The sequence below is a fragment of the Desulfofundulus sp. TPOSR genome, from assembly GCF_011393055.1.
In the GTDB taxonomy this organism is placed as follows: domain Bacteria; phylum Bacillota; class Desulfotomaculia; order Desulfotomaculales; family Desulfovirgulaceae; genus Desulfofundulus; species Desulfofundulus kuznetsovii.
In genome coordinates, this window is the sequence record NZ_JAAOEF010000002.1 from 311,831 (window position 1) to 338,171 (window position 26,341).

Genomic DNA, 26,341 nt, shown 5'->3' on the forward strand with positions numbered 1-26,341 from the left:
TCAACATTACCGGCCTGCCGGGCCGTCAACCCGGCAAAAACTTCGAAGAAGCGTGAATGTCGATACGTAAATTAACTGTAACCCTCAAATCAGGGTAATATCAGTTGCGTTTCGCCACCCAAAGCATCATTGGCACTGCCAGCAACTGAACTATTACCGAAAATGCCACCACATACCCTACCGACAGGTCATACAAAATCCCCATCAGGGCGCTGCCCAGGAACCAGAACAGGCCGTAGCCGGTGTTGAACACCCCGTAGGCAGTCCCGCGCTTATCAGGAGGGATCATACCGGCAATGGCTGCCCTTAAAACCGATTCCTGTGCCCCCATACCAATACCCCAGATTACCATCCCTATTACAACTGTTATAAAGTCCCCCAAAAACACTAAGGGTGCAAATGAGGATGAAACCAGTACAGCTATGACCAGAATATTGATTCCGGTACGGTCAAACAAGTACCCAAAAATTAAAGCCGCCAGGGCATCGGCTGCCATTGCTATGGCATAAAGTACTGGAAACCATTCGGGCGAAATCAGAGAAGTTTTACCCAGGTGGAAGGCAATTAAAGGATAATCAACATAGCCGGCCGCTATGAGGGCGACGGCTGCCAGGTAAAGCCAGAATTTTGACGGCAAACCTTTGCCTTCCGCCATGATTGGAGCTGCCTCCAGCTCTCGCGGGACCGGATATAAAATCCTGGCAGCGATGAGGATTATTAGCGCTACAGAAGCCGGCACCAGTAAAACGGCAAATCCTGCTTTATAATTGCCTTTTAGAAAGTATAACACCAGGGCCACAATTAAAGGACCGGTAATGGCGCCAATTTGATCCAGAGCTTCGTGGAGGCCAAATCCCCGTCCTCTCCCAACTTCTGAAGTGGCGTAAGAAAGCATGGCATCACGGGCAGGAGTGCGGATGGCCTTCCCCACTCTTTCCGTAATCATTAAACCTGCTGCCATTGGCCAGTTGCCTGCCAGGGCCAGAAAAGGAACCGCCAGGAGGTTGAGAAAATACCCCAGTATTGTAATCGGCCAGTATTTCCCCGTACGATCGCTTATATAACCGGAAAGCAGCCGCACGCCGTAACCCAGCAGTTCTCCCAGTCCGGCAACGAAGCCAACGATTGTTCCGGTGGCCCCCAGCATTGCCAAAAAAGGACCGGTAATGCTGCGGGCACCTTCATAGGTCATGTCTGAAAAGAGGCTGACGATTCCCAGCAGGATGATAAATTTAAATGCTCTCCGGGTGGTGTGATTCATTTTCTTTTCTCCATGAGGTTCCATCAGAGGTCCTCCTTTCCTGTTTGCTCCTCCAGTAGAAACAACTATCTGTAAGTTGAATGGTATCCAGGCGGGGAAAAATTAAATCAACCACTTTATACATTCAGGTGGAAAAGTGAAGCTCATCGATACCAGGTTACCGCTAATAGCCGGCTTATCCAAAATCCCGTACAACCAGGCAGGCGTTCTGCCCTCTAATTCAAAGGCTCATGTTTCATGGTTTTGTTCTAAAGGCAACAAAGGGAAGTGTATGATCGCATCATGGACGTAAAGAAATAGAATTGACTCCTTTCGGCGAGTCACGAGCGACTTTCCTTGCTTCTTACTGAATTTTTAAAATCCAAGGCGTGCAGCGCCTCTGCGGCGGCTATACGCACCACCTGATTTTGGTCCTTCAGAGCTTCGGTGAGGGCTTCCCTGGCCCGGTTGCCGCCCAGCCTGCCCAGTGCTTCGACGGCTGCCAGACGGGCCGGCAGAAACGAATTGTGTTGTAATAAAAATATTAGATGCGCCGTCGCCTGCCTATCACCGATTTCTCCCAGGGCAAGAGCCGCATCGGCCAAAATGTAAGGATCGTTGCCGTTTTCCATAAGGCAATGGAGGAGCGGCAAGACAGCCGATTTTTCTTTCAATTTTCCCAGCAGCCAGGCCGCCCTTCGCCGGATGGTGGGATCTTCATGTCTGAGGGAGGCGATCAATTTTTCCATATATCTCCCCGTCGGTTTCATGGCAAACACCTCCACTCTACCGGCAAAAGCAGTTTGTTGACGAATCCTGCACCTGAAGCCAGGCCCACAAGCCGTTGCACTGGCAACCAGACCGGAAACGGGCCGGTGATCTCCCGCGTTCCTAACTGGGCCTTCTTCAATCATTTTCCAGTTTAAAAAGGCCTTCTAGATTTTGCCTTAAAATAGAGAGCTTTTGTTTTTTCTCTTCGCATTTGGCACGGGATTTTTCTTGTTCGGCGACACTGGCTTTCTTTTCCTCAAGGGCTTTTTGCAAAGCGTTTTTAAGGCTGAAGGCAACAGTGTCCGAGCGCAACCTCAGCTCACCTGCCACCTGGCGTACTTTTTCCTTTAAACTCTCCACCAGGTCGGCCCGCACCCTACCGCAGTTGCGGTTCAAAAGCTCCGCCAAACTGGCACGGCTTTTGGTGAGGATGTGTTTCTTAAGTAGCGCCTTCGGTAAAAGGGAAGCCACGGTCAATTCTTCAAAAGCGGGAATAAAGGTGGGGTGTTCGTAAAAGTGGAAGTAGAAATAGCGATCGCCCAGAATATAGTCTTTATAAGCCGTTTTGTGTACTTCTACCTGGAAAATTTCTGCCGAGGCAGCCATCAAACGGTCTACTATATCTTCGATGCGCCGGAAAAACCGTCCTGCCACCCGGGCGAATTCCTGCTGCATTATTTCTTTTTCGCGTTCCCTTTGTTCTTCAAGCACACCCAGGATGATCTTCTTGATGTAATCCTGGGCCAGGCCGGCAGTTTCTTTCACCGAATGCCTGGGGTAATTATCCTCAATAAAATCCTCCAGTTGTCCGGCCAGTTGAGGAAACACGCGGTGTTCAAAAGCTTCCATATCTTCCGCTACCCTGGCGGCCAGCTTATCCACCTCCCGGTAAAGCAAGTAGATGCTGTCTTCCCGTTCCTGCTCCAGATGGGCCAGTTCCGCTTCAAAGGCGGCAATCTTTCTTTCCAGTTCTTCCAGGGAATCTTCCATACCGCGCCGCCAGAGCTCCAGGCCCAGCTCCAGTTCGTTCAGGATGCGCAGCGCCCGCGAGGCAGTGGCTGAAATAATGAGCGCTCCCTTCTGGCGCCTGATCAGATCGTTTATCAGGTTCTCCAGTTCCGTCATCCGGCTTGTTTTCAGCCGTTCTGCATCATTCTGCTCCTTTCCTTCCAGGGCCAGGCGGGCTGAAAGCGGGACCAGTAATATATCCTGAGTCTGAAGTTGTTCCTGCAGCATCCTGCGGGTGAAGTCCAAAGCTTCCGCCAGGTCATGCGGACTGACAATGTCAATTTTGTTTAGCACAAATATGAGCTTGTGTACGTGGTGCCGGATGTCGCGCAAGTAATCCAGTTCTCCCTTGCCCAGCGGTGCATCTACCGAAATAACAAAGAGTGCCGCGTCGGCCCGGGGCAGGTAGCCGTAAGCTGCTTCGGTATTATGGGTGTAGGCCGAACCCACCCCGGGAGTATCCACCAGGATAATTCCTTCAGCCAGGAAAGGGGCGGGATAGATAACCTCCACTTCGCGCACTTTTTTAATGTTACGGGGGTTTTCTTTTTCCGTTACGTACTGCACGATAGCTCCAACGGGTACTTTTACGCTTCGTCCGTCCAGGAACACGACCGTTGCCTGCGGTTCCGGGCCATGGCGTATAAAGGTGGGGATCGCTGTAAGAGGTACGATGGCGGTAGGCAGGATGCGCGTTCCCACAAGGGCATTGATCAGGGTCGACTTGCCCCGCTTAAACTCACCCATCACCACCAGGGTGAATGTCTCTGAGGCAACCCGGGCCAAGCTTTCGGTGAGCAGGTCCACCGCAAAGCGGTTTCCCCCGGCCTCAGCCAGAGTGACCAGTTGTTCGACCGCGTTGATGAGCAGTGTTTTTTGCTCACGAAAATATTCCAGCATCAACCAATCACCTCTTTGCTTCCGTGTTTAAGGGAGCAGTATGCCGGAAAATGAATAAAAACTCCTACCATCACCTTACTGGATTTTGGTAGGAGCCATCAGCCTTTCCGGGCGTTCCAGGCGAGCCCCATCGCCATGGAGCAGTTTCTTGGATTAATCTTCCCTGCCTTTTGCCACCAGTACATCACACGTTGCGTGACGGATTACGTAGGAAGAGACGCTGCCCATGACCAGCTTTTGAATGGCGCTCCAGCCGTGGGTCCCCACGACTATCAAATCAAAATTATTCTCCCGGGCAAAGCGCACGATGGTTTCCCCCACGTGGCCAAAGATTAGATGCGTGGTCAGCTTTACGTTTTTGCCGGCTGCTCTGGAAACCGCATCTCCCAGCTTCTTTTCGTAAAATTCCCGCGCCCTGGTTACCATGTCGTCTACTTCTGCTACGGTGCCCGCATAATCGGGCAGGTTTACCACGGCAACCGCGTGCAGCTCGCAACCGCAACAACGGGTCAGCTCGATTCCTGCAGACAGGGCCTTGTTGGAGTAAGGAGAACCATCGTAGGCCACCATGATCTTGCGGTACATAATCTCACCCTTTCGTTGATCTCCCGTCCTTCGGGCGATTGCTTTCAGAATCTTAATCTTTTCACAGCTATTAACTCCTCTTTTTCGGCAGCGACTTCCAGATAACGTGTCCCGGGGGAATTCTTATAACGGGCCTCACTTCTCCGGAACTGGGCGACTTTCGGAAAGGGAAACCGTTTCCCCGGCCCCGGACGGCTCTACCCGGGGACGGAAAAAGGCCTGGGCGATAATGGTGGGGATTACCCCGCTGGCTATCACCACCGTGACCAGGACGGTATATTGTTGCTGGTTGATGAAATTGTGGCTCAACCCGAAAAGTGCCGAGATGGTGCCAAAGGTTAGGCCGGTGGACATGAGCAATGTGGTGTACATGCCCTCACGGGGGTTATACCTGAACAGCCAGGTTAAAGGCCATACCCCGGCAAACTTGGCGGCCATTTTCACCGCCAGCAGGATCAGGATCAGCCCAAGGGAACCGGCGACGGCGGGCAGGGAGACGTAAAGGCCTGCTTTCAGGAAATAAAAAGGGGTGAGGAAGGCAAAGGCGGCGGCCCGGATGCGCTGCAAAAGTTCTTTTTCCCTTTGAAAGAAACCCGCCAGGGCCAGACCCAGCAGGTAGGCCGGCAAAACCGCTTCGCTGTTGGCCTTGTTGGCCAGCCCGCCCAGCAACAGCAGGGCAAAAAGCACGTATTTTACCTCAATCTGGCTTACCTGGCGGCCGAACCTTTCCTGAAAAGCGGGTGTGATTTTGGGCATTAAGAACAGGACAACCGCGGTGGCCGCGATAAAAATGAGCATCCAGTAGTCATAGTTGGCAAAGAGTATGCCCAGGGCCAGCACCGTGCCCAGGTCGGTAATAAAACAGGCGGCCAGGATGATTTGCCCCAGTTCCGTTTCATTCAGGCGCGTTTCCACCATGACTGCGTACACTATGGCCACGGAAGTGGTGGAAAGGGCGATGCCGGCAATCTGCGCTGCCTGCAGATCCCACCCGGCCACATAGTAGGCATAAGCAAAAGCCCCCAGGAAGGGAAAAAGAAAAGATACAAAACCTAAGGAAACACTCTCCTTGAACTTGCTTTTCAGCACCGCCGGATCCACTTCGGCCCCGGCCAGAAAGGTGAGGACGATGGCGCCCAATCCCGCCAGGAAGTTAACCCAGGTATTTACTTCCAGTCCCAGGTAATTGCCGCCGATTACCCCCACCATGATCTCCACCATGGCCACCGATATACCGGTACGTACGGAAATCAACCCGGCGGCCAGGGCAAGTCCAATCCAGGTAGCCGCCACAAGCCACGTGTTCAAAGAAATACCTCCTTTTCTCGAAAAGTTAAAGTTGCATTAAAAAAGCTCCTACCGGAAACCCCGCGGGATTCTGGTAGGAGCTATTAGCCCGAAAGAGGCGCTTAAAGGCGAGCTCCATCGCCTGGTGTGATATACCTGACGAAAGTATATTAGCATGTTCAGCCAGAAGGTGTCAATAAGAAACTACTTGATACGGACACAGGATCACTCTACTATTTTACAGCCAGGAAAAACAAGTACAGGAGTAATAAAATCACCGGCTGGTGTACCAGGTAGATGGTCAGCGAATGCCGGCCCAGGAATAGCAATGACCGGCCCAGCGGGTGGAAGGGCAGGGGAGAATGGGGAAAAAGGCTTCGTTTAGAGGGGTAAAACATTTTTCCCAGGGCCATGCCCCACAGGAACACCCCAAACCAGGGGAAGAGGGGGTAATAGTCCACGGAAAAGAAGTCCTCCCTGATCAACCCCAACCAGGCCAGCCAGTTGTGGGGCCAGGTAAGGGTGCCGGTATAGCGTCCGGTCAGCAGGATGAGGGCGCCCAGGACCGTTAGAGCCGGTGAAGGTAGCCCCATGAAAAGGGGGGCCAGGATCATACTTGTCCCCAGGAATTGCAGGATGCCGAAGATGATGTTGCTTCCGGGGAGCACTACCCCGGTAACGATATAAATGATGAACCCCCACAGGAGAACTTTTAAACCCCGCCGCAGGTTACTGGTGCTGAAGAAAGAGCTCATACCCGCAATGAGGATGAAGAGAGTGGCCGCTCCTTTTCCTGTATAGTAAATCAGCCCCTTCTGGTAATCCAGGGGAAGATGGTAAAACTCTGCCAGGTCGTAAAGTAAGTGAAAGGTCACCATCAACAGGAGGGCCACTCCCCGGAAAAGGTCAATTTCCCATACGCGGTTGATTGATGCGGCTTTTATGTGCTTTTTTACTGTACTCGCGCTGACGGTGGGCTTTATGGCCGGATTCCTCCGTTCAGATGTGCCTTTTGTTCATGTACGAAATGACAATGGGCATGGTGATGATCATGCTCAAGATCAAGACCCACACGGCGCCCCCGATGCGGGCCAGGGGCGGGTAGGAAATCCCCGTGGCATATGTGGCCAGAAGAAAGAGAAGGGCGGCGGCCAGGGAAATGCCCGTGTAGATCAAGACGCTCGTGCGGGCGGGATTATTCATGTATCTTCGACTCCTTTCCGATTCCTGGTGGCCAGTGTTGATTCACCGGGTATTAAACCCCCGTTTTTGCTGTTACCGCAATGCCGGGCTGGGTAATGGTTGTCCTGCCTCCCTCCCATTGTCCCCTCTTCATGGAGGGGACAAAACGTTTTAAGAGCAGGGTGTTCAGGGTTACCGAAACCGAGCTCATGGCCATGAAGAAGGCGGCCAGCTCCGGGCTTACAATCAACCCGGTAGATGGATAGAGAAGGCCGGCGGCTATGGGAATGCCCAGGCTGTTGTAGATAAAGGCCCAGACCAGATTTTGCCGCACTTTGCGCATTGTCGCCCGGGCTATTTCAATGGCCGAAACCACGTCCCGCAGATCTGCCTTGATCAGGATTACCTCGCCCGTCTCCTTGGCGATGTCCGTACCGGTACCAATGGCCATGCCCACGTCGGCAGCCGCCAGGGCCGGGGCGTCGTTGATGCCGTCTCCCACCATGGCTACCCGCAGGCCGCGGGCCTGCAGCTTGCGCACCTCTTCCGCTTTGTCCTGAGGCAGCACTTCCGCCAGCACTTTTTCAATACCAGCCTGGCGAGCGATAGCTTCGGCGGTGCGGCGGTTGTCCCCCGTGATCATGATCACCTGCATGCCCATTTTTTTCAACCGGGCAATGGCCTGGGGCACATGCTCTTTTATCGTATCGGCCACTGCAATTACCCCGGCCGCCTGTCCGTCCACCGCCAGGAACATGGCGGTTTTACCATCCTGCTCCAGGGATTTCACAGAAGGCAGCAGGGTTTCAATGGACACTCCTTCCCTTTCCATCAGCCGGCGGTTGCCCAGCAATATCGTGCGGCCCTGGTAGCGGGCCTTGATGCCATGGCCGGGGATGGCTTCGAATTCCTCCGCTTCTTCTACGGCTACGCCGGCCTTTTCCGCTCCCCGGACAATGGCTTCACCCAGGGGGTGCTCGGAATTTTTTTCCGCCGCGGCGGCCAGGCGCAGCAGCTCCTCTTCGGGAAAACCCGGAGCAGGGACGACGTCGGTGAGGGAAGGTTCGCCCCGGGTAATGGTGCCCGTTTTATCAAACAGCACCGCCTGCAAGGCGGCGGTGGCTTCCACGGCATCGGCTCCTTTGAAGAGAATGCCGTTTTCCGCCCCCTTTCCCGTCCCGGCCATCATGGCGCTGGGGGTGGCCAGTCCCAGGGCGCAGGGGCAGGAGATGACCAGGGTGGTTACGCTCAGAAGCAGGGCAAAGCCGAAAACCCCCACTTGAGCCAGGTTGTATGGTGACAGGATAAAGTGGCTGTCCGGCCGGAAAAAGGTATGGTAACCGTAGAAAAACCAGAAAAGGAAAACGACCAGCGCCAGCACATGGACTCCGGCAATGAAGTGCCCGGCTACGAAGTCGGCCAGCCTTTGCACCGGTGCCTTGGTGGCCTGGGCATCTTCCACCAGGCGGATGATCTGGGCCAGGGCCGTATCCCGCCCCACCCTGGTGGCCTCAAATTTAAAGGTCCCGGTTTTGTTGATGGTGGCTCCAATTACTTCGTCACCCGGCTTTTTCTCCACCGGGATACTTTCCCCGGTGATCATGGACTCGTCCACCGCCGAATGCCCTTCAATTACCCTTCCGTCCACCGGGATGCTTTCCCCTGGACGCACCACAACCACATCGCCGGGCACCACATCAAGGGCGGCAATTTCCATCTCCCGGCCTTCCCGGATCACCCGGGCGGTTTTGGGCTGCAGGTTCAGCAGCTTCCGAATGGCTTCGGATACACGCCCCCGGGTGAGGGCTTCCAGGTAGCGGCCCAGGACGATAAAGGCGGTTAACAGGGCGGCCGATTCAAAAAAGGTGGCCCCTTTGCCCCCAAAGCCGGCCCCGGGCCAGAAAGTGTTAATGGTGGCGATGATATAAGCAGCTCCTATTCCCGTGGCATAGAGAAGGTTCATATCGGTGGCGCCCTTCTTTAGGCCGTTGAAGCTGTGCACGAAGAACTGCCAGCCGGCGATGAAGACCACCGGGGTGGTCAGTGCCCACAAGAAGAGGGTATTGCCCATAAACTCGGGTACAAAACGGGGGAGAATCCATACGTCCCGGAACATGCCCAGCATTACCAGGAGGGATAGGGGCCAGGCAATCCACATGTTCCGGGCCTGGCGGCGTATTTCCTGCCGGCGGGCCTGCTTCTCCCGGTCCAGGGCTTCCTGTCCCGTGGCTTTCTCGGCCACCTCGTAGCCCAGACTGGCGATTGCATCTTTAATTTGGGTCGGTGTTACCGTTCCCGGATAAAAGGTTACCCGGGCGGATTCCGCGGGAAGGCTAACGGCTACATTTAATACCCCGGGCAGCCCGGAAACTGCCCGTTCCACCCGGGCCACGCAGGCCGCGCAGCTCATGCCCCTTACAGTCAGGTGTATTTCCCCGGTGGGCACCTGGTAGCCCAGTTCCCGGATGGTCTTGACCAGTTGTTCCACGGATACCTTTTCCGGGTCGTATTCTACACCGGCCTTTCCGGTGACCAGGTTGACCACGGCGCCAGTTACCCCGGGTGTGTTTTTTAAGGCCCGTTCCACCCGGGCAACACAGGCCGCGCAGCTCATGCCTTCCACGGGAATGCTGATTTGTTTCATAATTTTTCCTCCTTAACCGGTACCGGCAGCCTCGCCCGTTTTCTTCTACTGTACCCCTGTAGGGTATTTATTTAATCTTAACCCTGTCTTTTGGAAGAAGTCAATATTTTTTTTAGGATTTCCCGAGTACTCATTTTAAATAAGAAACCCGCAGGTTTTTTGTCTCTGCGGGCTTTTACGCGGGCAGTTTACCGTCTTGTCCGGGACTGTATTCAGCAACCGCCTTTACAATGAGCTACGGGGCGCAGCATGTAACGTTTTCTCAGCACGCGGGTTGACCCTCCTTTCCTGCCCGGCGCTGGACGCCGGTTATCTGGTGAACTGATCCAGTACCTGCATGAGCTCATCGATGACCTCGTCACCCCGGTTCTGGCGGATGGCCCGGGCCACGCAACCCCGGGTGTGACTCCGCAGAAGGGAGAGGGCCACCTTTTGCAGTGCCGCCCGGGTGGCACTGATCTGCAGGAGGATATCCACACAGTAGCGGTCTTCCTCAATCATCTTTTGAATGCCGCGAATCTGCCCCTCAATTTTTTTGAGGCGGCTTAAGAGGTCTTCCTTGTTTCTTTCCACATAGGACAAGCCAGATCACTCACTATCCTACCCTACTGGGGTATCCTATAAAAAATATATCAGGAGGCGAGCGCTGGTGTCAAGAAGGGTTTTTTAGTGCTTGTCCAGATCCGGCACAGGTATCTACACTACACAAAAAATTTTTACTTTTATTAACCCTGTGGCAACCTTTGCTGTGTAGCTTAGTAGTAAGTCTTCCATAAGCTAAAAATCTTATAGCTTAAATTCGACAAGGATTTGCAAATTATATTTATTGACAGATTGTTTATTTTATGTACTATTTCCATAGTATGGAGAAGGGGGCGAAGTTTTTAGTTCTAGACAATAACCAGAAAAAATGTTGTTTTCATAAACCTTGGACTTTGACAGGGAAATAACCTTGACCAATCTATTTAAAGGTGAAGTTGTCATGACCAGAAAAATTTTACCTGTTGTCTTTATAATCCTGGTAATTTCTGCATATTTTTATTACATTTATTCCATTCATAGGGATCCATTTTACATTCATATTCATAAGGATTTATCAAACAATGATAAAGTTATAATGGGCGAAGAAAAAGGCATTTATTGCATGACACCCGGATATGTATTTTATATTTCCGACAAAGATTATAAAATTTTAAATAAAGTAAGGGTTAATGGCGGTTGGAATATGGCTCCGGTAAGGGATGGTAAAATATATGTAGCAATTAGGGGGAATCTTTCCAAAGCTGGCAAAGCAGTAGCAGTGCTTCAAAATGGTAAAATAATCAAGTACATAGAATTAAAAAACCCGCTGCCTAGAATTGTTAAATATAATGAGTATGATGGCAAGGTATATATTGGCCATATTTTTTTTATGAGTAAAAACTTTATAACTGTTTTCAATACGGAAAATGATACTGTTGAAAGATATTTGCCTTACAATGGTGAAATAGAAGATATTTCGTTTGCAAAAGATAATAAAATGATTATAAGTTCATGGATGCCCGATAAGGATAAATATAAGGATAAAATAGATGTCATCGATCTGGATAATTATTCTCTCATCAGATCAATACCACTAAATTTTAAAGCATCATCTATCGAAGTTATTGGCGATGCGATATATCTTATAAATGGCTTGTCAGGAGATCCTTTTATATATGCAGTGGAGTGGAAGAAAAATGATTCTACGATGATTAAAAAAATTAAACTTAGTGATAATTACCCATGGAGATTATATAAAAATGAAATTAGCGGCAAAACATATTTATACGTGACACACTATAATATTAATAATATGTCGGGGCAATCAATTTCGTTGATTGATCCCGATCAAAACAAAGTTATCAAGGTTATTCATAATGCATATCACCCGGGGGATATAGCATTTAATAATAACGAAATACTCGTATGTGATCATGTGAATGAAAGGTTATTAGTTTTAAGGGACAGCAAAATAGTTCATGAAATTAAATTGGGAGAGAGACCCATATTTATAGTAAAGGCCAAATAAAAATTTCTATATTACCGCCACAATTCGGGCCATCTGGTTTCCCCGAAATTGTCCACCTGGCGCCCAGGCGTTTCATCCGCTGGGCGCCACTTTGTGCTGGTTCTGCCCCTCAATAGCACCCAGGAGTTTTGAAATATATACCATATGGCGGCTGCTTACGGTACGGTGATCACCTTTCCGGGGCCGCGCAGGGCCTCGTTAATCTCGTACATGTTGCTTATCCGGCCCACCTGGAGGCTGTCTTTTATCCTGTAGTACTCCAGGCAGGTACCGCAGGAGATGATGTCCGTGCCCTTTTCGGCCATCTTTTTTAAATGTTGCAGGACCGGGGAGTTGGTGCAGGTCAGGAATACCCCCGTATTTAAAAAGATGAGCTTATCCGGGGGCGGGTCGGTTTCGGCCAGGGTGGCGCATAAACTTTTCAACAGCGTCATCCCCAGTTCGGGAGCACCCTGCCCCAGCAGGTTGGAAGTGAAGAAATAGATCAGGGGGCGGGCTTCCCCGGTACTTTGTGCTACGGGTTCCATGGGCTTGTCCGGGGCTTTTCCCGGCGCTTCCCCCTTGGTTATGGTGATCACAAAGTTACCTTCTTCTTCGGCAACCTGTACGGCATAGCCAGCATTTCTGGCAAACATGGCTACGTTTTCCCGGGCCACCGGGTTGTCTACGGTGACGATTACTTGACCGGCGGTGATTTCCTCCAGCGCCTTCCTGGTGTTGAGCACAGGCTGGGGGCAGGCCAGCCCCCGGCAGTCTACTTCTTTTTTCACCATAACATTCACCTCTGATTATTATTCCACCCGGATTAGCCAGCTCTGCCTTTCCACCACCCGGCCGATGGCCCGGGCCGCTGTTACCCCGCTGGCGTGAAGCTCTTGCAGGAGGCGGTCCGCCCGCTCCGGCGGGGTGGCAATGAGCAAGCCCCCGGAGGTCTGGGGATCAAACAGGATGGCCTGCTGGGCGGGGGTGAGGCTTTTGGCAAATGCAACCGCTTCACCCAGGTGATCCCGGTTGTGATAGGCCCCGCCGGGAATCAGGCCCATGGAGGCCAGTTCGACTGTTTTGGGCAAAAGGGGCAGCCGGTCATACTCAAAAACCATGCTTATCCCGCTGGCTTCGGCCATTTCCGCGGCATGTCCCAGCAACCCGAACCCCGTGATATCGGTACAGGCATGTACCCCCACGGAAAGCATGGCCGAGGCTGCCTCCCTGTTTAAGGCAACCATGCTGGCCAGGGCAGCTTCCCGGGCTTCCGGAGGAGCCAGCTCCGCTTTGACCGCCGTGGCAATGATACCCGTACCCAGGGGTTTGGTCAGGATCAGGACATCTTGAGGCAAGGCGCCGGCATTGGTCAATACCCTCTGGGGATGTACCAAACCGGTGACGGCCAGCCCGTACTTGGGTTCCTCATCCTGGACCGTGTGTCCCCCGGCGATGATGGCTCCGGCTTCCCTTACCTTATCCGCCCCCCCTTTGAGAATCCCGGCCAGGATCTCCGGCGGCAGGCAGGTGGGGAAACAGGCAATATTCAGAGCTAGAAGGGGCCGCCCGCCCATGGCATAAATGTCGCTCAAGGCGTTGGCTGCGGCCACCTGGCCAAAAAGGTAGGGATCATCCACCACCGGGGTAAAAAAATCCACCGTTTCAATGATGGCCATATCTTCTGTGAGCTGGTATACCGCTGCATCGTCGGCCTTTTCCAGCCCTACCAGCAAGTGGGGGTCTTCAAGGCGTGGCAGCTGCCGCAGTACCTGCGACAGGGTGGCCGGTCCCACCTTTGCCGCTCACCCGGCAGCTTTGGCCAGGGTGGTCAAACGAATCTTTTCAGCCATATTTACTCACCCCTAACTTTTGCAGTTTCCTTGTCCCCGGCCTTTCTTACAAGATAGCATATCATTTTTTCGTTCTTTAATAGATAGGTTCCTTTATTTGTCCGATAAGAAGATTTTATGGGCAGGTTGCGGTACAGAGAAGATCTTTATAACCTGCGGGCTGCCCGCCGGGGCTTTTCAGCCCTTAAGTAATCTTGCCCGTGGCGGGCGCATATATTTTGGCAGGGAGGGATTGGAAGATGGCCTGGCGGGAATGGAAAAAGCGGTTATCGGAATTTTTGGAGATCCCCAACGATGTAATGCTGAACCTTCCCCGCGTTGTGCTCATGGGAAATCTGCAGGCCTTCATTGAGAACCACCGTGGCATTTTAGAATATACCCCCGAAATTGTGCGCGTTGGTATTGAGGAGGGAGAGCTGGAAATTACCGGTGAGAAATTGATCCTGCGCAACATTCTCCCCGACGAGATTTGCGTGGAAGGGATGATTAAGACTATTACGTTTAAATAGGAACAGGCCAGCGTAAAAATTGTGCCCATGGCCCAGGAAAATGTAAATGTTCAGTGACCCCGCTATGGTGCCGCGTTGTCCACGCTCACTCCAGTGCTCCGCGCTGACAAAATGGTTTCAGGCGCAAAAGCTAATAATTCTCGCCGCAGCGGCATTTGAAAAATTTTGCATTAACTGAAATAAAACCGATGCCGCTGCCATACTCGCTTCGGACCGGACTAGCGGCGCTGCAAATGCGGCATGGTAGTAGTCCTTGCTATCATCTTTTTGTCGTTTCAGCAAGTTACCTTTTCTAACGCTACATTTCGGTGCCGCTGGTTTCACGCCGCAGTCCGGTTACCCTCGCTTCGCCGGGTGCCGTTACCAGCGCTCCGCAAGTCGCTCGCTTTGGACAACGCGGCACCGTGCCGATGGTAGCGGTTTTACTGAACAGTTACAGGAAAATAAGGAGGCCAAGCCATGTTTCTTTTTCGATTAATGAACTTCATCATCGGTTATGTTACCATAACCATCCGTGGGGAAGCGCCGGAAAAATTTATTAATATGGCTGCCGCCCGGGGTATTTTCCTCTGGGATATCGCCCGGCCCGGTGAGCAAACCGTGAGGGCCAATGTGCGCTTGAATGCCGTACGGCCTTTAAGGCATATAGCGCGGCGCACCCGCTGCCGCTTTCATATCACACGGCGGGTAGGCTTGCCTTTTCTCTGGATGCGCCTGGCCCGGCGCAAGGCACTGGCCTTTGGCGCCGTACTGTTTGTCCTTGGACTGTATTTGTTAAGCTCCTTTGTCTGGACTATCGAGGTTACCGGCAACAGCAGGGTGCCCACGAAGGAAATCTTATCCGTGGCTTCAGCGGCCGGCCTGAACCGGGGGGTGCCCAAATGGCGTTTGGACTGCCCTGCGGTGGAGAGGGCCCTGAAGGCAAATTTGCCCGCCATTTCCTGGGCCGGCGTATATGTCAGGGGGACAAGGGTGGCCATTGAAGTGGTGGAAAAAACCATTCCCGAGGAAAAAAACCAATCTCCCGCTCATATTGTAGCTATTAAGGCGGGCGTAATCAAAGAGGTCCTGGTATTTAGCGGCCACGCGGCGGTGAAGGAGGGGGATACGGTGGTTCCCGGTCAAATATTGATTTCCGGCATTATTCCTCCTCTCCAAGAACAAAAGCCCGAACAACCGGGAACAGAAACACAGGGTGAACGACCGGTCCCTCGCCAGCCCACATACGTTCACGCTGCGGGTATCGTGAGGGCACGGGTATGGTACGAAGGTTACGGCGAAGCCCTCCTCGTAGAAACGGGGAAACGTTTTACCGGTCGCCAGGTTACCAGGGTTTGTATGAAAATAAAAGGCAGGGAAATAATTTTAGCAGGTCCCCAGAAAATACCCTTTTTGCATTATCAAACCGAGACCAGTGTGAAAAAGCCTCCCCCATGGAGGAATCTTCGTCTGCCCGTCGAAATTGTTATCAGTAAATATCGTGAAGTGGAAAACTACCGGTTGATCAGGAACCGGGCTGAGGCCCGCCGCCTGGCCGGGGAAGGGGCGTTGCATGCGGTACAAAAGCAGTTGCCTCAAGGAGCCAGAATAGTCCACAAACAGCTGGATGAGCTGGTAGTGAAAGAGCCGGAGAGCCTGGTGCGGGTCAAAGCCTTCGTGGAGAGCCTTGAGGAAATCGGTACCGAACAACCCTTTACCCCGGCGGAAGAGTCTCAAAATCAGGCACCGGCGCTCCCTTCCCAGCCATAACAGGTCTATTATAAGTTTATAGAAACAAGAGGGAGTTGGAGGGATAAGTTGGGCGAACACACTGAAGCCAGGGTGATCCTGGACAATATTGCTACGGCGGCTGAGATTTTCGGGCGTCACGATGAACATCTGGCTTTAATGGAACGGGCCCTGGGCATAAGGGTAGTAACCCGGGGCGAGGAAGTGATTATTATCGGTCCTCCCGAACAGGTTGCCCAGGCCCGGGAGGTTTTCAATCAGTTACAGGACTTTTACCGGGCGGGTAACCGTTTAACTTTACACGAAATTAACTACGCCATTAAAGCCGTGCGGGCGGGTATGCAGGAAGCCCTGTCCCACCTGGCGCGGGAGGTGACCCTGGTTACCGCCCGGGGGAAGCAGGTTAAGCCCAAGACACTGGGACAAAAGCAGTACATCGAAGCCATTCGCAAGCACGACATTGTTTTTGCCATCGGCCCCGCGGGAACGGGGAAAACCTACTTGGCCGTGGTTATGGCCATTCGCGCGCTACGCAATAAGGAAGTCAACCGGCTGGTACTAACCAGGCCGGCTGTGGAAGCCGGAGAAAAACTCGGTTTTCTGCCGGGGGACCTGCAGGAAAAGGTAGATCCTTACCTGCGTCCTCTTTACGATAGCCTTTACGATGTACTGGGTGTGGAAAATACCCAAAAATATCTGGAAAGGCATGTTATTGAAATTGCTCCCCTGGCCTACATGCGGGGGAGGACACTGGATGACGCCTTTATCATTCTTGACGAGGCGCAAAACACCACCGACCAGCAGATGAAAATGTTTTTGACCCGCCTGGGTTTTGGTTCCAAGGCCGTAATTACCGGAGACATTACCCAGATCGACCTTCCCAGGGGCCAGGTTTCCGGCCTGGTCCATGCCCAGAAGGTTTTGGCCCGGGTAAACGGTATTGCCTTTTGTTATCTGACGGGGGAGGATATAGTCCGCCACCCGCTGGTTCAGGAAATCATCAGGGCCTATGAGGAAGGGTCATAGGACGGTGGCACAGGAGTGAATTTGATGCTCCCTCTGGCCACAATTGGAAAACAGTTTGTTCGCCGGGTGGCTCCGTTAATGGGACGGCGCAGGGTACGCCGGAGCGCAGCCGCGGTCATCTTTTTTTTGCTCATTACCATTCTCATTTCCATTGAATTTGTTCCCCAACGGGTTAATTTGCGGGAGGGACAGGTTTCCCCAGTCCAGATTCCGGCCCCCCGCAGTATTGTTTTTGAAGATAAGGCCAAAACCGAGGAAATGCGCCGCCAGGCAGCCGCGGCAGTGCGCGACCAGTACGACCGGGATCCCCTGGTAAGCGCGGCGGTCCAGCGGGATATTTCCACTGCCATTCAGGGGATCCGCGAGGTGCAGGCGGATACCAGGGCCGATGAGGAAGTCCGGGTAACCCGCCTGCGGGGGGTGCTGCCCTTTTCTTTGTCCCGGGAAACCCTGGTGGCCCTTACCAGGCCCGCTCCCCACACCCTGGAGCAGGTGGAACGGAGTGTAAACGGCCTGGTGGCCCAGGCCCTGGATAGCGAGGAAGGTATTACGCCGGACAAGTTGGAGGCTAAAAAGGCAAGTCTGGCCGACCAGGTGGCCCGCTGGGGTTTTAGCAAACCCTACCAGGAACTGGCCCAGGGCTTAATCCGTTATTACCTGCGGCCGAACAGCTTCTTCAATGCGGAAAAAACCCGCCTCTTAAAGGAGGCGGCCATGGCCACGGTGCCGCCCCAGATGGTGACCATCAGGCAAAACGAGATTATCATCCGGGTTGGGGATGTGGTTACCAAGGAACACCTGGCCAAGCTGGAGGCCCTTGGCCTCACCCAAACCGGGGTCCCCTGGCGCATATTGCTGGGCAGTGCTTTTCTGGTGGCCCTCTTGATGGTGGTGGTACTGCTCTATCTCTACCAGCAGAACCGGGAAATTTACGAACATGCCGGTCACTTATACCTGCTGGGTATCGTTGTCGTGGTGGTACTGGCCGTGGGTAAGGCCATTACGGCCATCAATATCCCCTACTGGCCCGAGCTGGGTAACCTCGTGGGTTATATGACCCCTATTGCCGCCGCCGGGATGCTTATTGCCATTTTGCTTGATACGCGCCTGGCCATGCTGGTGGTGGCGGTAATGAGTTTTCTGGTGACCCTGATGATTGACGGACAGGTCCGTTTCGGACTGGTGGCCCTGGTGGGGGGGTTCGTGGGAGTTTACAGCGTCAGCAAACTCAGCCAGCGGGGCGATCTGGCCCGGGCCGGTGTTTACACCAGCGCCGCCAATATCGTTGTCATTCTGATCATGGGCCTTTTAAGCAACACGCCCTGGGGCCTCATGATTACTTCCGGCGTGGGTTTTGGTCTGATTAACGGTATTTTATCTTCCATTCTAACCATTGGTGCCCTTCCTTACCTGGAAAGCGCCTTTGGAATTACCTCGGCGGTCCATCTTTTGGAGCTGTCCCATCCCAGCAATCCCCTGCTGCGGCATTTGCTTACGGAGGCACCAGGGACCTATCACCACAGCATTATTGTGGCCAACCTGGCGGAGGCTGCAGCCGAGGCCGTGGGCGGGGAGACCCTTTTGGTGCGTGTGGGCGCCTATTATCATGATATCGGCAAAATTAAACGGCCCTACTTCTTTATTGAAAACCAGTTGAACGGTGAAAACCCCCACGATAAAATTGCCCCTTCCTTGAGCACTTTGATATTGACCTCCCACGTCAAGGACGGGGCGGAAATGGCCCGTGAGTACAAGCTGCCCCAGGCCATTATTGATATTATCGAGCAGCACCATGGCAGCGGGCTCTGTTCTTACTTTTATCACAAGGCCCTGGAGAACGGCCACTCGGAAAATGTCAATGAGGACGAATACCGTTATGATGGACCCAAGCCCCAAACCAAAGAGGCGGCCATTGTCATGCTGGCCGATTCGGTGGAGGCAGCGGTCCGTTCCCTGCAAAACCGTACCCCCGGCCGCGTTGAGGGGATGGTACGCAAAATTATCAAGGATAAGCTTATGGACGGCCAGCTGGATGAATGCGACCTGACCTTTAAGGATCTGGATAAAATTGCAGAGGCTTTTTTGCAGGTACTGGGCGGAATATTTCACACCCGCATTGAATATCCCGACCTGAGTAAGGAAATGGAAAGGAGAAGAAACAAAAGTGCCGGTTCTCGTAAACAACCTGCAAGAAAAAGTGCCGGTGGATGAGCAGCTTGTTGACCTGGTGGTAAAGGTTGCCGGGGAAGCTCTCTCTTTAGCCGGCGGCCCCCAGCACGCAGAAGTAAGCCTGGTGTTTGTGGACGACGAGTATATCCACCGGTTAAACCGTGAATACCGTGGGGTGGACAGGCCTACCGATGTGCTGTCCTTTGCCCTGCAGGAAGGAGAACCGATGCCCGAAGCGGGAGAGGAAACCCTGTTGGGGGATGTGGTGATTTCCCTGGAGACGGCGCGCCGGCAAAGTGAGGAGTACGGGCACAGCTTTGAGCGGGAAGTGGCTTTTCTGGTGGCCCATGGCGTGCTGCATCTCCTGGGATACGATCACCAGACGGAAGAAGAAGGCCGGGAAATGCGGGAAAAGGAGGAGGCCATCCTGGCCCGGTTGGGGTTGAGCAGGTAAGGGGGATGTGACATTGTAATGGCCAGGGGCAGTTTCAGAAAAAGCCTTGGTTATGCTCTGGCTGGCCTGGCTTATGCCCTGCGCACACAGCCAAACATGCGCTTTCACTTTGGCGCCGCCCTGGTGGTAGTGGCGGTTGCCCGGTTACTGGGTGTAGAAGTACGGGATTTTCTTCTCCTTTTGTTTGCCATTGCAATGGTTCTAATAGCGGAAATGTTCAATACTGCCGTGGAGTCGGTGGTGGATCTTTATACTGATCAATATCACCCCCTGGCCAGGGTAGCCAAAGATGTTGCCGCCGGGGCCGTACTGCTGGCCGCCCTTAACTCGGTGGTAGTGGGTCTGTTGGTTTTCTACCCTTACCTGGACAGCTTCAGCCGCTACCTGGTACGTTTCCTGGGAGGTGTCCATTAAAGTGATTGACCTGCCGGTGATGCAGTTTCCTGTGGAAAAGCTCATTAATACGGCCCGGGCTTCCCGGGAACGGGCTTACGCTCCTTATTCCGGCTTCCGGGTGGGGGCAGCCATACTGACATCGGAAGGAAGATTGTATGCCGGATGCAACATTGAAAACGCCTCTTACGGTTTAACCGTTTGCGCCGAGCGGGTAGCCCTTTTTAAAGCAGTAAGCAACGGGGAAAGGCAATTTGCCGCCCTGGCGGTGATTGCCGACAGCGAGGATTACTGCACGCCCTGCGGCGCCTGCCGGCAGGTGCTGGCTGAATTCGGAAGCGAAATAAAGGTTTATATGTGTAACCGTCGTGGTGAATATATAGTAAAGAGCCTGGCCGAACTGTTGCCGCTGGGCTTCACACTAAAAGCGGGGCAGGCCGGTAATATTGAAGGCAGCCCACGCCCCAATCCTGTTCGTGTTGTGGAGCCGGTGGACAGGTAAGTTTGGTGCTGCCCGGGGGAGTTTCTTTAATGATAAAGGGCTGAAAGGAGGAAAATGGTGGAACAGGAGAAATTCAAGTCGGGTTTTGTGGCCATAATTGGCCGCCCCAATGTCGGGAAGTCCACCCTTTTAAACCAGTTGGTCGGGCATAAGGTGGCCATTATGTCCGATAAGCCCCAGACCACCCGGCATAAGATCCACTCGATCATTACCCGTGATGATGCCCAGATCATTTTCCTGGACACGCCGGGAATTCACAAGCCCAAGCACAAACTGGGTGAATACATGGTGGAAGTGGCCCTGGGCGCCCTAAAGGAAGTGGACGTGATCCTTTTCCTGGTTGAACCCCAGTTGCCGGGGCCGGGGGACGAGTACATAATCTACCAGCTCCGGGAGGTAACCACTCCGGTAATTCTGGTCATCAATAAAATAGATTTGCTGGAAAACAAGGCGGAATTGCTACCCCTGATCGACGTTTTTAGACAAAAATACAATTTTGCCGAGATTATCCCCGTTTCAGCTCTCAAACCGGAAAACCTTGACCGCCTGGTTGAACTGGTGGTTTCCTACTTACCCTATGGACCCAAATATTATCCCGACAATATGATTACGGACAGGCCGGAACAGTTTATTATGGCCGAATTGATCCGGGAAAAGGTGCTTCACCTGACCAGCCAGGAGGTGCCCCACGGGGTGGCCGTGGTGGTGGAAGAGATAGAGCCGCGGTCGGACCAGTTGGTCTATGTGCGGGCGGTCATTTATACCGAAAAAGAATCGCATAAGGCCATTTTAATTGGCAAGGGAGGTCGGATGCTCAAAGAGATAGGCCGGCTGGCCAGGGAAGAAATGGAACTTCTCCTGGGCTCAAAAATATACCTGGACCTGTGGGTCAAGGTCAAGGAAGACTGGCGTAACCAGGACCTGTACCTGCGGAACTTTGGTTACGCCGGCAGGGATTAATTTTCCTTGACAGTACAAGAAAGGTTCTGATAAAGTAGTGTTGGCTGGAAAGCCAGCTAAGGTTTTCGGGCTTCCTCACGTAAGTGAAGGCCCTTTTCATTTTGCAAAAAAATTCCCGGAGGTGGTACTGTGGACGGCGACCCTAGTAGGCACAAGTTCATACTAAAACAAACAGGGGCCGGCCCCGGTATCCACGCTCCAGGGATGGTGGGCCGCCCCTGAAAAAAGGAGGTGGCCTGATGTCCAGAGATCGGGAAGAAGTACGCCGGGCAGTCCTTTCCTGTCTTGAGGAAGGCTCTACCGACAGGCTGCGTCAGTGTCTGAAAGACTTACACCCGGCGGACATCGCCGAAGTGCTTCCGGACATTAGTTTGGGCCAGCAGGTCAAGGTATTGCGGGTCATGGAACCGGACAGGGCTGCCCAGGTAATTTTTGAGCTGGACCGGGAAAAGTTGCCCATCCTGATGGAATGCCTGGGCTTACAGCGCACGGCCGATATATTAAGCGCCATGTTTACCGACGATGCGGCAGACCTGCTGGGAGACCTGCCCGGGGACCTGAGACAAAAACTGCTGGGTCTGATGGAAGCGCATGAAGCCCGGGACCTCAAAGAGCTGTTGACCTACGGTGAGGAAACCGCCGGCGGGATCATGACCACGGAGTACGTGGCCATTCCCCAGGATATAACCGCCGGCCAGGCCATTGAAGTGCTCCGTGAAAACGCACCCGATGCCGAGACGGTTTACTACGTTTATGTGGTAGACGATCAAAACCACCTGGTGGGAGTGCTCTCGTTAAGGGAACTTATCCTGGCAGCGCCCAATATGCGTATTGAGGACATCATGCGGCGCAAGGTAATCAGCGTGAATGTGAACACCGACCAGGAAGAAGTGGCCCGCCTGGTGGCGAAATACGACTTTCTGGCCGTACCTGTGGTCAGCGATGCTGGTGAACTGCTTGGTATTGTAACGGTAGACGATGTTCTGGATGTTATTGAACGGGAAGCCACCGAGGATATGATGCGCATGGCTGCAACCATTGATAGTGAAGGGGAAGACCCCGACGCCAGTCCTGTGAAGCGGGCACTGCGGCGTTTGCCCTGGCTGGTGGGTTTGCTCTTCGGAGAGCTGGTGGCCGGTCATGTAATCGAGGGCTTTTCCGAAACCCTGCAACATTTAACGGCCCTGGCTTTTTTTATGACAGCCATAGCCGGAGGTACGGGCAATGCAGCCACCCAGTCCCTGGCCGTGGTGGTAAGGGGAATTGCCACCGGAGAGGTGGACCCCAGCCAAATTTTAAAGGTGATCTGGAAAGAGGCCCAGGTGGGGCTGTGGGTAGGGCTGGTTTGCGGCCTGGTTGTAGGTTTTTTTGCCTTTGTGTGGCAGAGTTCCCCCTCCCTTGGTTTGGTGGTAGGCGGGGCGCTGGCCTTAAGCATCACCGTTTCCACCATCCTGGGCAGTTTCGTGCCGGTGATTATCAACCGCATCGGGGTGGACCCGGCCCTGGCCTCGGGACCTTTCATTACTACCTTGATGGACGTTAGCAGCATGTTTATTTACTTCACCCTGGCAACCCTTATACTGGTCAGGTAAGGTTATCCGGTGCCCCCCATCTTTTTACCAGGCTATTTTCGATACCCAAAAGATCCAGCACCCGCCCTGTTGTTTGCAGGACCAGGTCTTCAATGGTTTCCGGGTGCTGGTAAAAGGATGGCACGGGGGGCATGATGACTACCCCGAGCCGGGCCAGTTTGAGCATATTTCCCAGATGGATGGCATTTAACGGCGTTTCCCTGGTCATCAGGATCAGGGGGCGCCTTTCTTTTATGGTCACGTCGGCGGCCCGGGCAATCAGGTTATCGCTGTAGCCGCATGCTATGGAAGCTAAGGTTTTCATGCTGCAGGGAGCGATGACCATTCCCTGATGTATAAAGGAACCGCTGGCCACGGGGGAGGCCAGATCGGTAGCCGCATACGAGTAACTGGCCAATGCCATTACCTGTTCCGGCGTCCACCGGGTTTCCAGGGCGATGGTTTTTGCCGCCCAGGGGCTCAAGATAAGGTGGGTTTCAATCCCTAAGAGCTTTAGTTGTTCCAGCAGGGTTATGCCGTATACGGCTCCTGATGCTCCGGTTATGGCCACAACAATGCGCAACTTTTCCTACCGTCCTTAAATATAAATTTATGCCTGCTTTATTTTATCCCAACGGCTATGATTGTTCAATAAACCAGAGGTGCAAAAGAGGATGACGGGGGAACTCCCGTTTGCTCCAGTGTTCCGCACCCACCATGAGTCAGCCCGTGATGGTTGTGGGTGGTATCCTTTTACAGCATAGGAGGAAGCCCGGCAGTAAATATTAGATGTAGAAATGGGGGTGAGCTAATGAGAAAATGGCCGGTCTGGTTTTCTATAATATCCCTGGCGTTGATGCTGGTATCCGGCTGCGCCGTATCCCGTAAACCCGCCCCGCCATCTCCTGCTGCGCCGGGACCTGCGCCTGCAGCCCCCGGTCCGGCGGCACCGGCCCCCCGGCCCTTACCCACCACGCCGGCGGAAGCCCACCGGCTGGCCACAAAGCTGGCGGCTGAAGCCGAGAAAGTGCCCGGCGTGAAATCGGCCACTGTCGTCCTGACCGGGAACACGGCCATTGTGGGGCTCGATATTAAAAGCGGGGTAGAGAGGGGGCGCACAGCGGCCATTAAGGATGAAGTGGCCCGGAGGGTCAGGGCGGCAGATAACCGCGTGGTCACCGTGCAGGTAACTACCGATCCGGATACCGTTACCCGCATCCGCAGGGTGGCTCAAGGCATCAGTCGGGGGGAGCCCGTAGCCAGTTTCAACCGGGAAATTCAGGAAATCCTGCGCCGTATTACACCCACCACCAGGTAATGATTTTGAAGCGGGAACAATTAAATGATAACATGAAAAGCCGGTTTTTCTTACCGAAAAACCGGCTTTTAAATATCGGACAGCTCAGTACCACAGTAGTATGCCGGCAAAAACTGCCCCGGTCCTGACTACCTGATGTTCCACGGACTTGACCATATACTTTTTCAGTTCCAGCCTGCGCGTGGCAAAAGCTTCCTCCACCATTTGCCGGATGATCCTTTCCGCTTCCTGGCGGGAGGTGTGGCCCGAATACTCCATAATTACGCCAAAACCTTCCTCGGGGATGCCCACGGCCACGGCGGCGGCAATTCTGTCTCCGGGGGTGGTGGAGGTAGTTGCACCGTAGGCTACTGGTACCAGTGCCCCCGGGGGCAGGGATAATTCTTCCACATATTCGGCACCGGGCGGCAGGATGCTGCTTACCCGGATCAGGTTTACGTTTCCCGCCCGGGCTTCCAGCAGTGCCCGGTCGAAGGCGTTTAACGGCGTCTGCCCTTCGCCGGCTCCTGCCACCAGGGTAAATCTGGTTGGTGTCGGTAGCAAGGTGTTCCCTCCTATCATCGGTCAGGCTGCTCTGTCTTGCGCCTCCTTTTTAACCTTGATGACCACAATGGGTGTTTGCTGGTCGTCGTTGCCAAAGGGGTTGTCTACCAGCGCTTCTTTGGCTATTTTGACGCTGGCGGGGCTGGTTGCAGCCAGTATATCCACGCATTTGATATCGTTGACGTCGGCAATAACCACCTCGGCACCGGTATCTTCCTTGATGGCGGCTACAATCTTGTCCGGTTTGTGGGGGCCGAGAATGATATGCCTTTCGTAGGGCCACATGGTGCCGGCAATATCATCGATAAAAGCCAGTTCCCGGCCGGCCACCAGGTAGAAAAAGCCGCGCCTGCCTATGAGCCGACCCAGGGCTGCGGCCACGCAACCGAGGAGAATTCGAACGGTGCCCACTTCCCTGATGGCCAGTTCCATGGCCGGTGGGGTAGCCAGGCTGCCGTGTTTGCCGGGGAAGCGGCACAGAAAGCGGGCCAATAAGCCCGGCTGAACTTCCTCGGGTAAGATGGCTCTTTTCTGGGTAATGGCTACCACACTCTCGGCAATGGCAATGATATCCCCCGGCTCCACCACCCCTTCGGTGTAACGTTTGGCCAGCTCGATGATGTTATCCTGCTCGGTAATTACATGGGTTCGAATGGGGATGGTATAGCAGGGCATACGCATCATCACCTTTCGCCGTGCTCCTGGTATTTGCCCGGGCATGTTAGGAGCTAATATCAGGTTATACCTGAGGGTAAATTATGTGCCTGTCCCTCTCTCTCCCATTTTTTAACGATCCGGAACGGCAATGATCAGGGCCACATCCTTGATCAGGTAGGCGGCCGGTAGAAAAAAGGCCTGGGCCAGAATAGTCCCCAGCACCCTGGTTAAACACAGGTAATAAACCATTTGCCGGACATCCCTTTGATCCCTGGTTCCCCGCAGGGCCTGGTCGGTAATCATGGCGGCGGTGGGGTCCACGATCATGGCCGAAAGAATGGTGGCCATGCCGTTCACCACGCCTGAAAGAAGGCTGGCCGTTGAACGGTATTCGGGCAATAGCGCACCGGCATACAGGGCCGATAACACCCCCGTGGTCCAGATGCCGATGACCATGGTATTGGCGATTAAAAAAGCTAAAGGGATGTTTTTAGGGCGCCCCGGTAAGGATGCTCTCAGGGCGCTGAGGTACCCGGGTCTTTTGCGCAGGGTCCTGACCAAAAGGTGCGGCGAAAGGAGGATTACAATCAGGCGGGGAATAGAACCGGCTTCTTCAAAGAGAAAAATCACCCGGGTAAAAACATAATTAAAGGCCGGAGTAAGCAGCACTCCCACCACTGTACCGACGGTGGCGGAAAAAATAACCAGGCGTATATCCATGCTTAGCTGGGTAAGCTGGTGGTGATACAAAGGTGACTCGAGCAAAGAACCGGAAGCAATTTTGAGGCCGGTATTGATGGTTTTCTCCACCACGGATGATAACAGGGGAGCCTGAATAAGGTTGGCTGTGCTGGCTAGTAAGGAAATGATTTGAAACAAGGAAAAGGCAGTGGCCAGCCGGCGCGTGGTCACCCCTGAAAGGCGTACGGCGTAAACTAATGTATCAGTTAAATGAATAATTGCCGTTAGAACGGCAATCAGAAGCACCCGGTCGATTATTCCTCACCTGCCT

General features: G+C 53.5%; 26 protein-coding genes and 2 riboswitches. Of the genes, 11 read left to right on the forward strand and 15 right to left on the reverse strand.

All coding sequences use genetic code 11. The annotated features are described in order from the left end of the window. Positions 1-100: 100 nt before the first annotated feature. The 9 genes from G7K71_RS10065 to G7K71_RS10105 all read right to left on the reverse strand — a co-directional run bounded on the left by G7K71_RS10065 (position 101) and on the right by G7K71_RS10105 (position 10,190). Positions 101-1,285 (reverse strand): MFS transporter, encoded by a 1,185-nt coding sequence (locus G7K71_RS10065; RefSeq protein ID WP_243174818.1) that lies wholly within the window; start codon positions 1,283-1,285, stop codon positions 101-103. A 296-nt stretch (positions 1,286-1,581) separates the two neighbouring features. Continuing rightward, positions 1,582-2,010 (reverse strand): HEAT repeat domain-containing protein, encoded by a 429-nt coding sequence (locus G7K71_RS10070; RefSeq protein ID WP_166345904.1) that lies wholly within the window; start codon positions 2,008-2,010, stop codon positions 1,582-1,584. A gap of 136 nt (positions 2,011-2,146) precedes the next feature. Continuing rightward, on the reverse strand, positions 2,147-3,919 hold the full coding sequence (locus G7K71_RS10075) for a dynamin family protein (RefSeq protein ID WP_166345906.1): 1,773 nt from the start codon (positions 3,917-3,919) through the stop codon (positions 2,147-2,149). Positions 3,920-4,001: 82 nt separating this feature from the next. Further along, positions 4,002-4,063, reverse strand: a riboswitch (Fluoride riboswitch). A 9-nt stretch (positions 4,064-4,072) separates the two neighbouring features. Continuing rightward, positions 4,073-4,504 carry a universal stress protein gene (locus tag G7K71_RS10080; protein ID WP_166345908.1) on the reverse strand — a complete coding sequence of 144 codons (432 nt, stop codon included), beginning with the start codon at positions 4,502-4,504 and terminating at the stop codon, positions 4,073-4,075. A gap of 135 nt (positions 4,505-4,639) precedes the next feature. Next, positions 4,640-5,812 (reverse strand): cation:proton antiporter, encoded by a 1,173-nt coding sequence (locus tag G7K71_RS10085; RefSeq protein WP_166345910.1) that lies wholly within the window; start codon positions 5,810-5,812, stop codon positions 4,640-4,642. Positions 5,813-5,879: 67 nt separating this feature from the next. Continuing rightward, a riboswitch (Fluoride riboswitch) is annotated at positions 5,880-5,943 on the reverse strand. An 81-nt stretch (positions 5,944-6,024) separates the two neighbouring features. Beyond that, positions 6,025-6,774: a heparan-alpha-glucosaminide N-acetyltransferase gene (locus G7K71_RS10090; protein ID WP_166346229.1), complete on the reverse strand. Its 750-nt coding sequence runs from the start codon at positions 6,772-6,774 to the stop codon at positions 6,025-6,027. A 16-nt stretch (positions 6,775-6,790) separates the two neighbouring features. Beyond that, positions 6,791-6,994: a hypothetical protein gene (locus tag G7K71_RS10095; protein ID WP_166345912.1), complete on the reverse strand. Its 204-nt coding sequence runs from the start codon at positions 6,992-6,994 to the stop codon at positions 6,791-6,793. A 52-nt stretch (positions 6,995-7,046) separates the two neighbouring features. Next, a complete protein-coding gene (locus tag G7K71_RS10100) occupies positions 7,047-9,617 on the reverse strand; it encodes a heavy metal translocating P-type ATPase (protein WP_166345914.1) in 2,571 nt (856 codons plus the stop codon). A 309-nt stretch (positions 9,618-9,926) separates the two neighbouring features. Then, complete coding sequence (locus G7K71_RS10105; protein WP_114362040.1) at positions 9,927-10,190, reverse strand: metal-sensitive transcriptional regulator; 264 nt, start codon at positions 10,188-10,190, stop codon at positions 9,927-9,929. A 409-nt stretch (positions 10,191-10,599) separates the two neighbouring features. Here G7K71_RS10105 and G7K71_RS10110 point away from each other — a divergent pair, with 409 nt between their 5' ends. Next, positions 10,600-11,667: a YncE family protein gene (locus G7K71_RS10110; RefSeq protein WP_166345916.1), complete on the forward strand. Its 1,068-nt coding sequence runs from the start codon at positions 10,600-10,602 to the stop codon at positions 11,665-11,667. Positions 11,668-11,822: 155 nt separating this feature from the next. On the opposite strand, the gene yedF is transcribed toward G7K71_RS10110, so the two are convergent. Further along, positions 11,823-12,440 (reverse strand): sulfurtransferase-like selenium metabolism protein YedF, encoded by a 618-nt coding sequence (gene yedF, locus G7K71_RS10115; protein ID WP_207712835.1) that lies wholly within the window; start codon positions 12,438-12,440, stop codon positions 11,823-11,825. An 18-nt stretch (positions 12,441-12,458) separates the two neighbouring features. Then, the gene (gene selD / locus G7K71_RS10120; protein ID WP_166345918.1) at positions 12,459-13,499 is read right to left on the reverse strand and encodes a selenide, water dikinase SelD; all 1,041 of its coding nucleotides are present in this window, start codon (positions 13,497-13,499) and stop codon (positions 12,459-12,461) included. Between the two features lie 239 nt (positions 13,500-13,738). Here selD and yqfC point away from each other — a divergent pair, with 239 nt between their 5' ends. The 9 genes from yqfC (at position 13,739) to mgtE (ending at position 22,832) form a co-directional block, all read left to right on the forward strand. Continuing rightward, a complete protein-coding gene (yqfC, locus tag G7K71_RS10125) occupies positions 13,739-14,008 on the forward strand; it encodes a sporulation protein YqfC (protein WP_207712836.1) in 270 nt (89 codons plus the stop codon). Positions 14,009-14,467: 459 nt separating this feature from the next. Further along, on the forward strand, positions 14,468-15,757 hold the full coding sequence (gene yqfD, locus G7K71_RS10130; protein ID WP_166345922.1) for a sporulation protein YqfD: 1,290 nt from the start codon (positions 14,468-14,470) through the stop codon (positions 15,755-15,757). Positions 15,758-15,805: 48 nt separating this feature from the next. Next, positions 15,806-16,762, forward strand: a complete 957-nt coding sequence (locus G7K71_RS10135; RefSeq protein ID WP_013823671.1) for a PhoH family protein — start codon at positions 15,806-15,808, stop codon at positions 16,760-16,762. A gap of 24 nt (positions 16,763-16,786) precedes the next feature. After that, complete coding sequence (locus tag G7K71_RS10140; protein ID WP_166345924.1) at positions 16,787-18,973, forward strand: HDIG domain-containing metalloprotein; 2,187 nt, start codon at positions 16,787-16,789, stop codon at positions 18,971-18,973. Continuing rightward, positions 18,927-19,385 carry an rRNA maturation RNase YbeY gene (ybeY, locus tag G7K71_RS10145; protein ID WP_166345926.1) on the forward strand — a complete coding sequence of 153 codons (459 nt, stop codon included), beginning with the start codon at positions 18,927-18,929 and terminating at the stop codon, positions 19,383-19,385. Before G7K71_RS10140 ends, ybeY begins: the two co-directional genes overlap by 47 nt. An 18-nt stretch (positions 19,386-19,403) precedes the next feature. Beyond that, positions 19,404-19,799, forward strand: a complete 396-nt coding sequence (locus G7K71_RS10150) for a diacylglycerol kinase family protein (protein ID WP_166345928.1) — start codon at positions 19,404-19,406, stop codon at positions 19,797-19,799. Between the two features lies 1 nt (position 19,800). Further along, positions 19,801-20,280, forward strand: coding sequence for a cytidine deaminase (cdd, locus tag G7K71_RS10155; protein WP_313884954.1), 480 nt, complete (start codon positions 19,801-19,803; stop codon positions 20,278-20,280). Between the two features lie 54 nt (positions 20,281-20,334). Continuing rightward, positions 20,335-21,240, forward strand: coding sequence for a GTPase Era (era, locus tag G7K71_RS10160; RefSeq protein ID WP_166345931.1), 906 nt, complete (start codon positions 20,335-20,337; stop codon positions 21,238-21,240). A 239-nt stretch (positions 21,241-21,479) separates the two neighbouring features. Next, positions 21,480-22,832: a magnesium transporter gene (gene mgtE, locus G7K71_RS10165; protein WP_166345934.1), complete on the forward strand. Its 1,353-nt coding sequence runs from the start codon at positions 21,480-21,482 to the stop codon at positions 22,830-22,832. Here mgtE and G7K71_RS10170 read toward each other — a convergent pair. Continuing rightward, a complete protein-coding gene (locus G7K71_RS10170; RefSeq protein WP_166345937.1) occupies positions 22,825-23,394 on the reverse strand; it encodes a UbiX family flavin prenyltransferase in 570 nt (189 codons plus the stop codon). The genes mgtE and G7K71_RS10170 overlap by 8 nt on opposite strands. Positions 23,395-23,622: 228 nt before the next feature. On the opposite strand from G7K71_RS10170, the gene G7K71_RS10175 reads away from it, so the two are divergent. Continuing rightward, positions 23,623-24,129 (forward strand): YhcN/YlaJ family sporulation lipoprotein, encoded by a 507-nt coding sequence (locus G7K71_RS10175; protein WP_166345940.1) that lies wholly within the window; start codon positions 23,623-23,625, stop codon positions 24,127-24,129. Between the two features lie 84 nt (positions 24,130-24,213). On the opposite strand, the gene G7K71_RS10180 is transcribed toward G7K71_RS10175, so the two are convergent. The 3 genes from G7K71_RS10180 to G7K71_RS10190 form a co-directional block, all read right to left on the reverse strand. Next, the gene (locus G7K71_RS10180; RefSeq protein ID WP_166345943.1) at positions 24,214-24,672 is read right to left on the reverse strand and encodes a pyruvoyl-dependent arginine decarboxylase; all 459 of its coding nucleotides are present in this window, start codon (positions 24,670-24,672) and stop codon (positions 24,214-24,216) included. A 21-nt stretch (positions 24,673-24,693) separates the two neighbouring features. Then, positions 24,694-25,356 (reverse strand): coenzyme F420-0:L-glutamate ligase, encoded by a 663-nt coding sequence (locus tag G7K71_RS10185; RefSeq protein ID WP_243174869.1) that lies wholly within the window; start codon positions 25,354-25,356, stop codon positions 24,694-24,696. Between the two features lie 102 nt (positions 25,357-25,458). Then, positions 25,459-26,325 (reverse strand): lipid II flippase Amj family protein, encoded by an 867-nt coding sequence (locus G7K71_RS10190; protein ID WP_166346238.1) that lies wholly within the window; start codon positions 26,323-26,325, stop codon positions 25,459-25,461. Positions 26,326-26,341 lie beyond the last annotated feature (16 nt).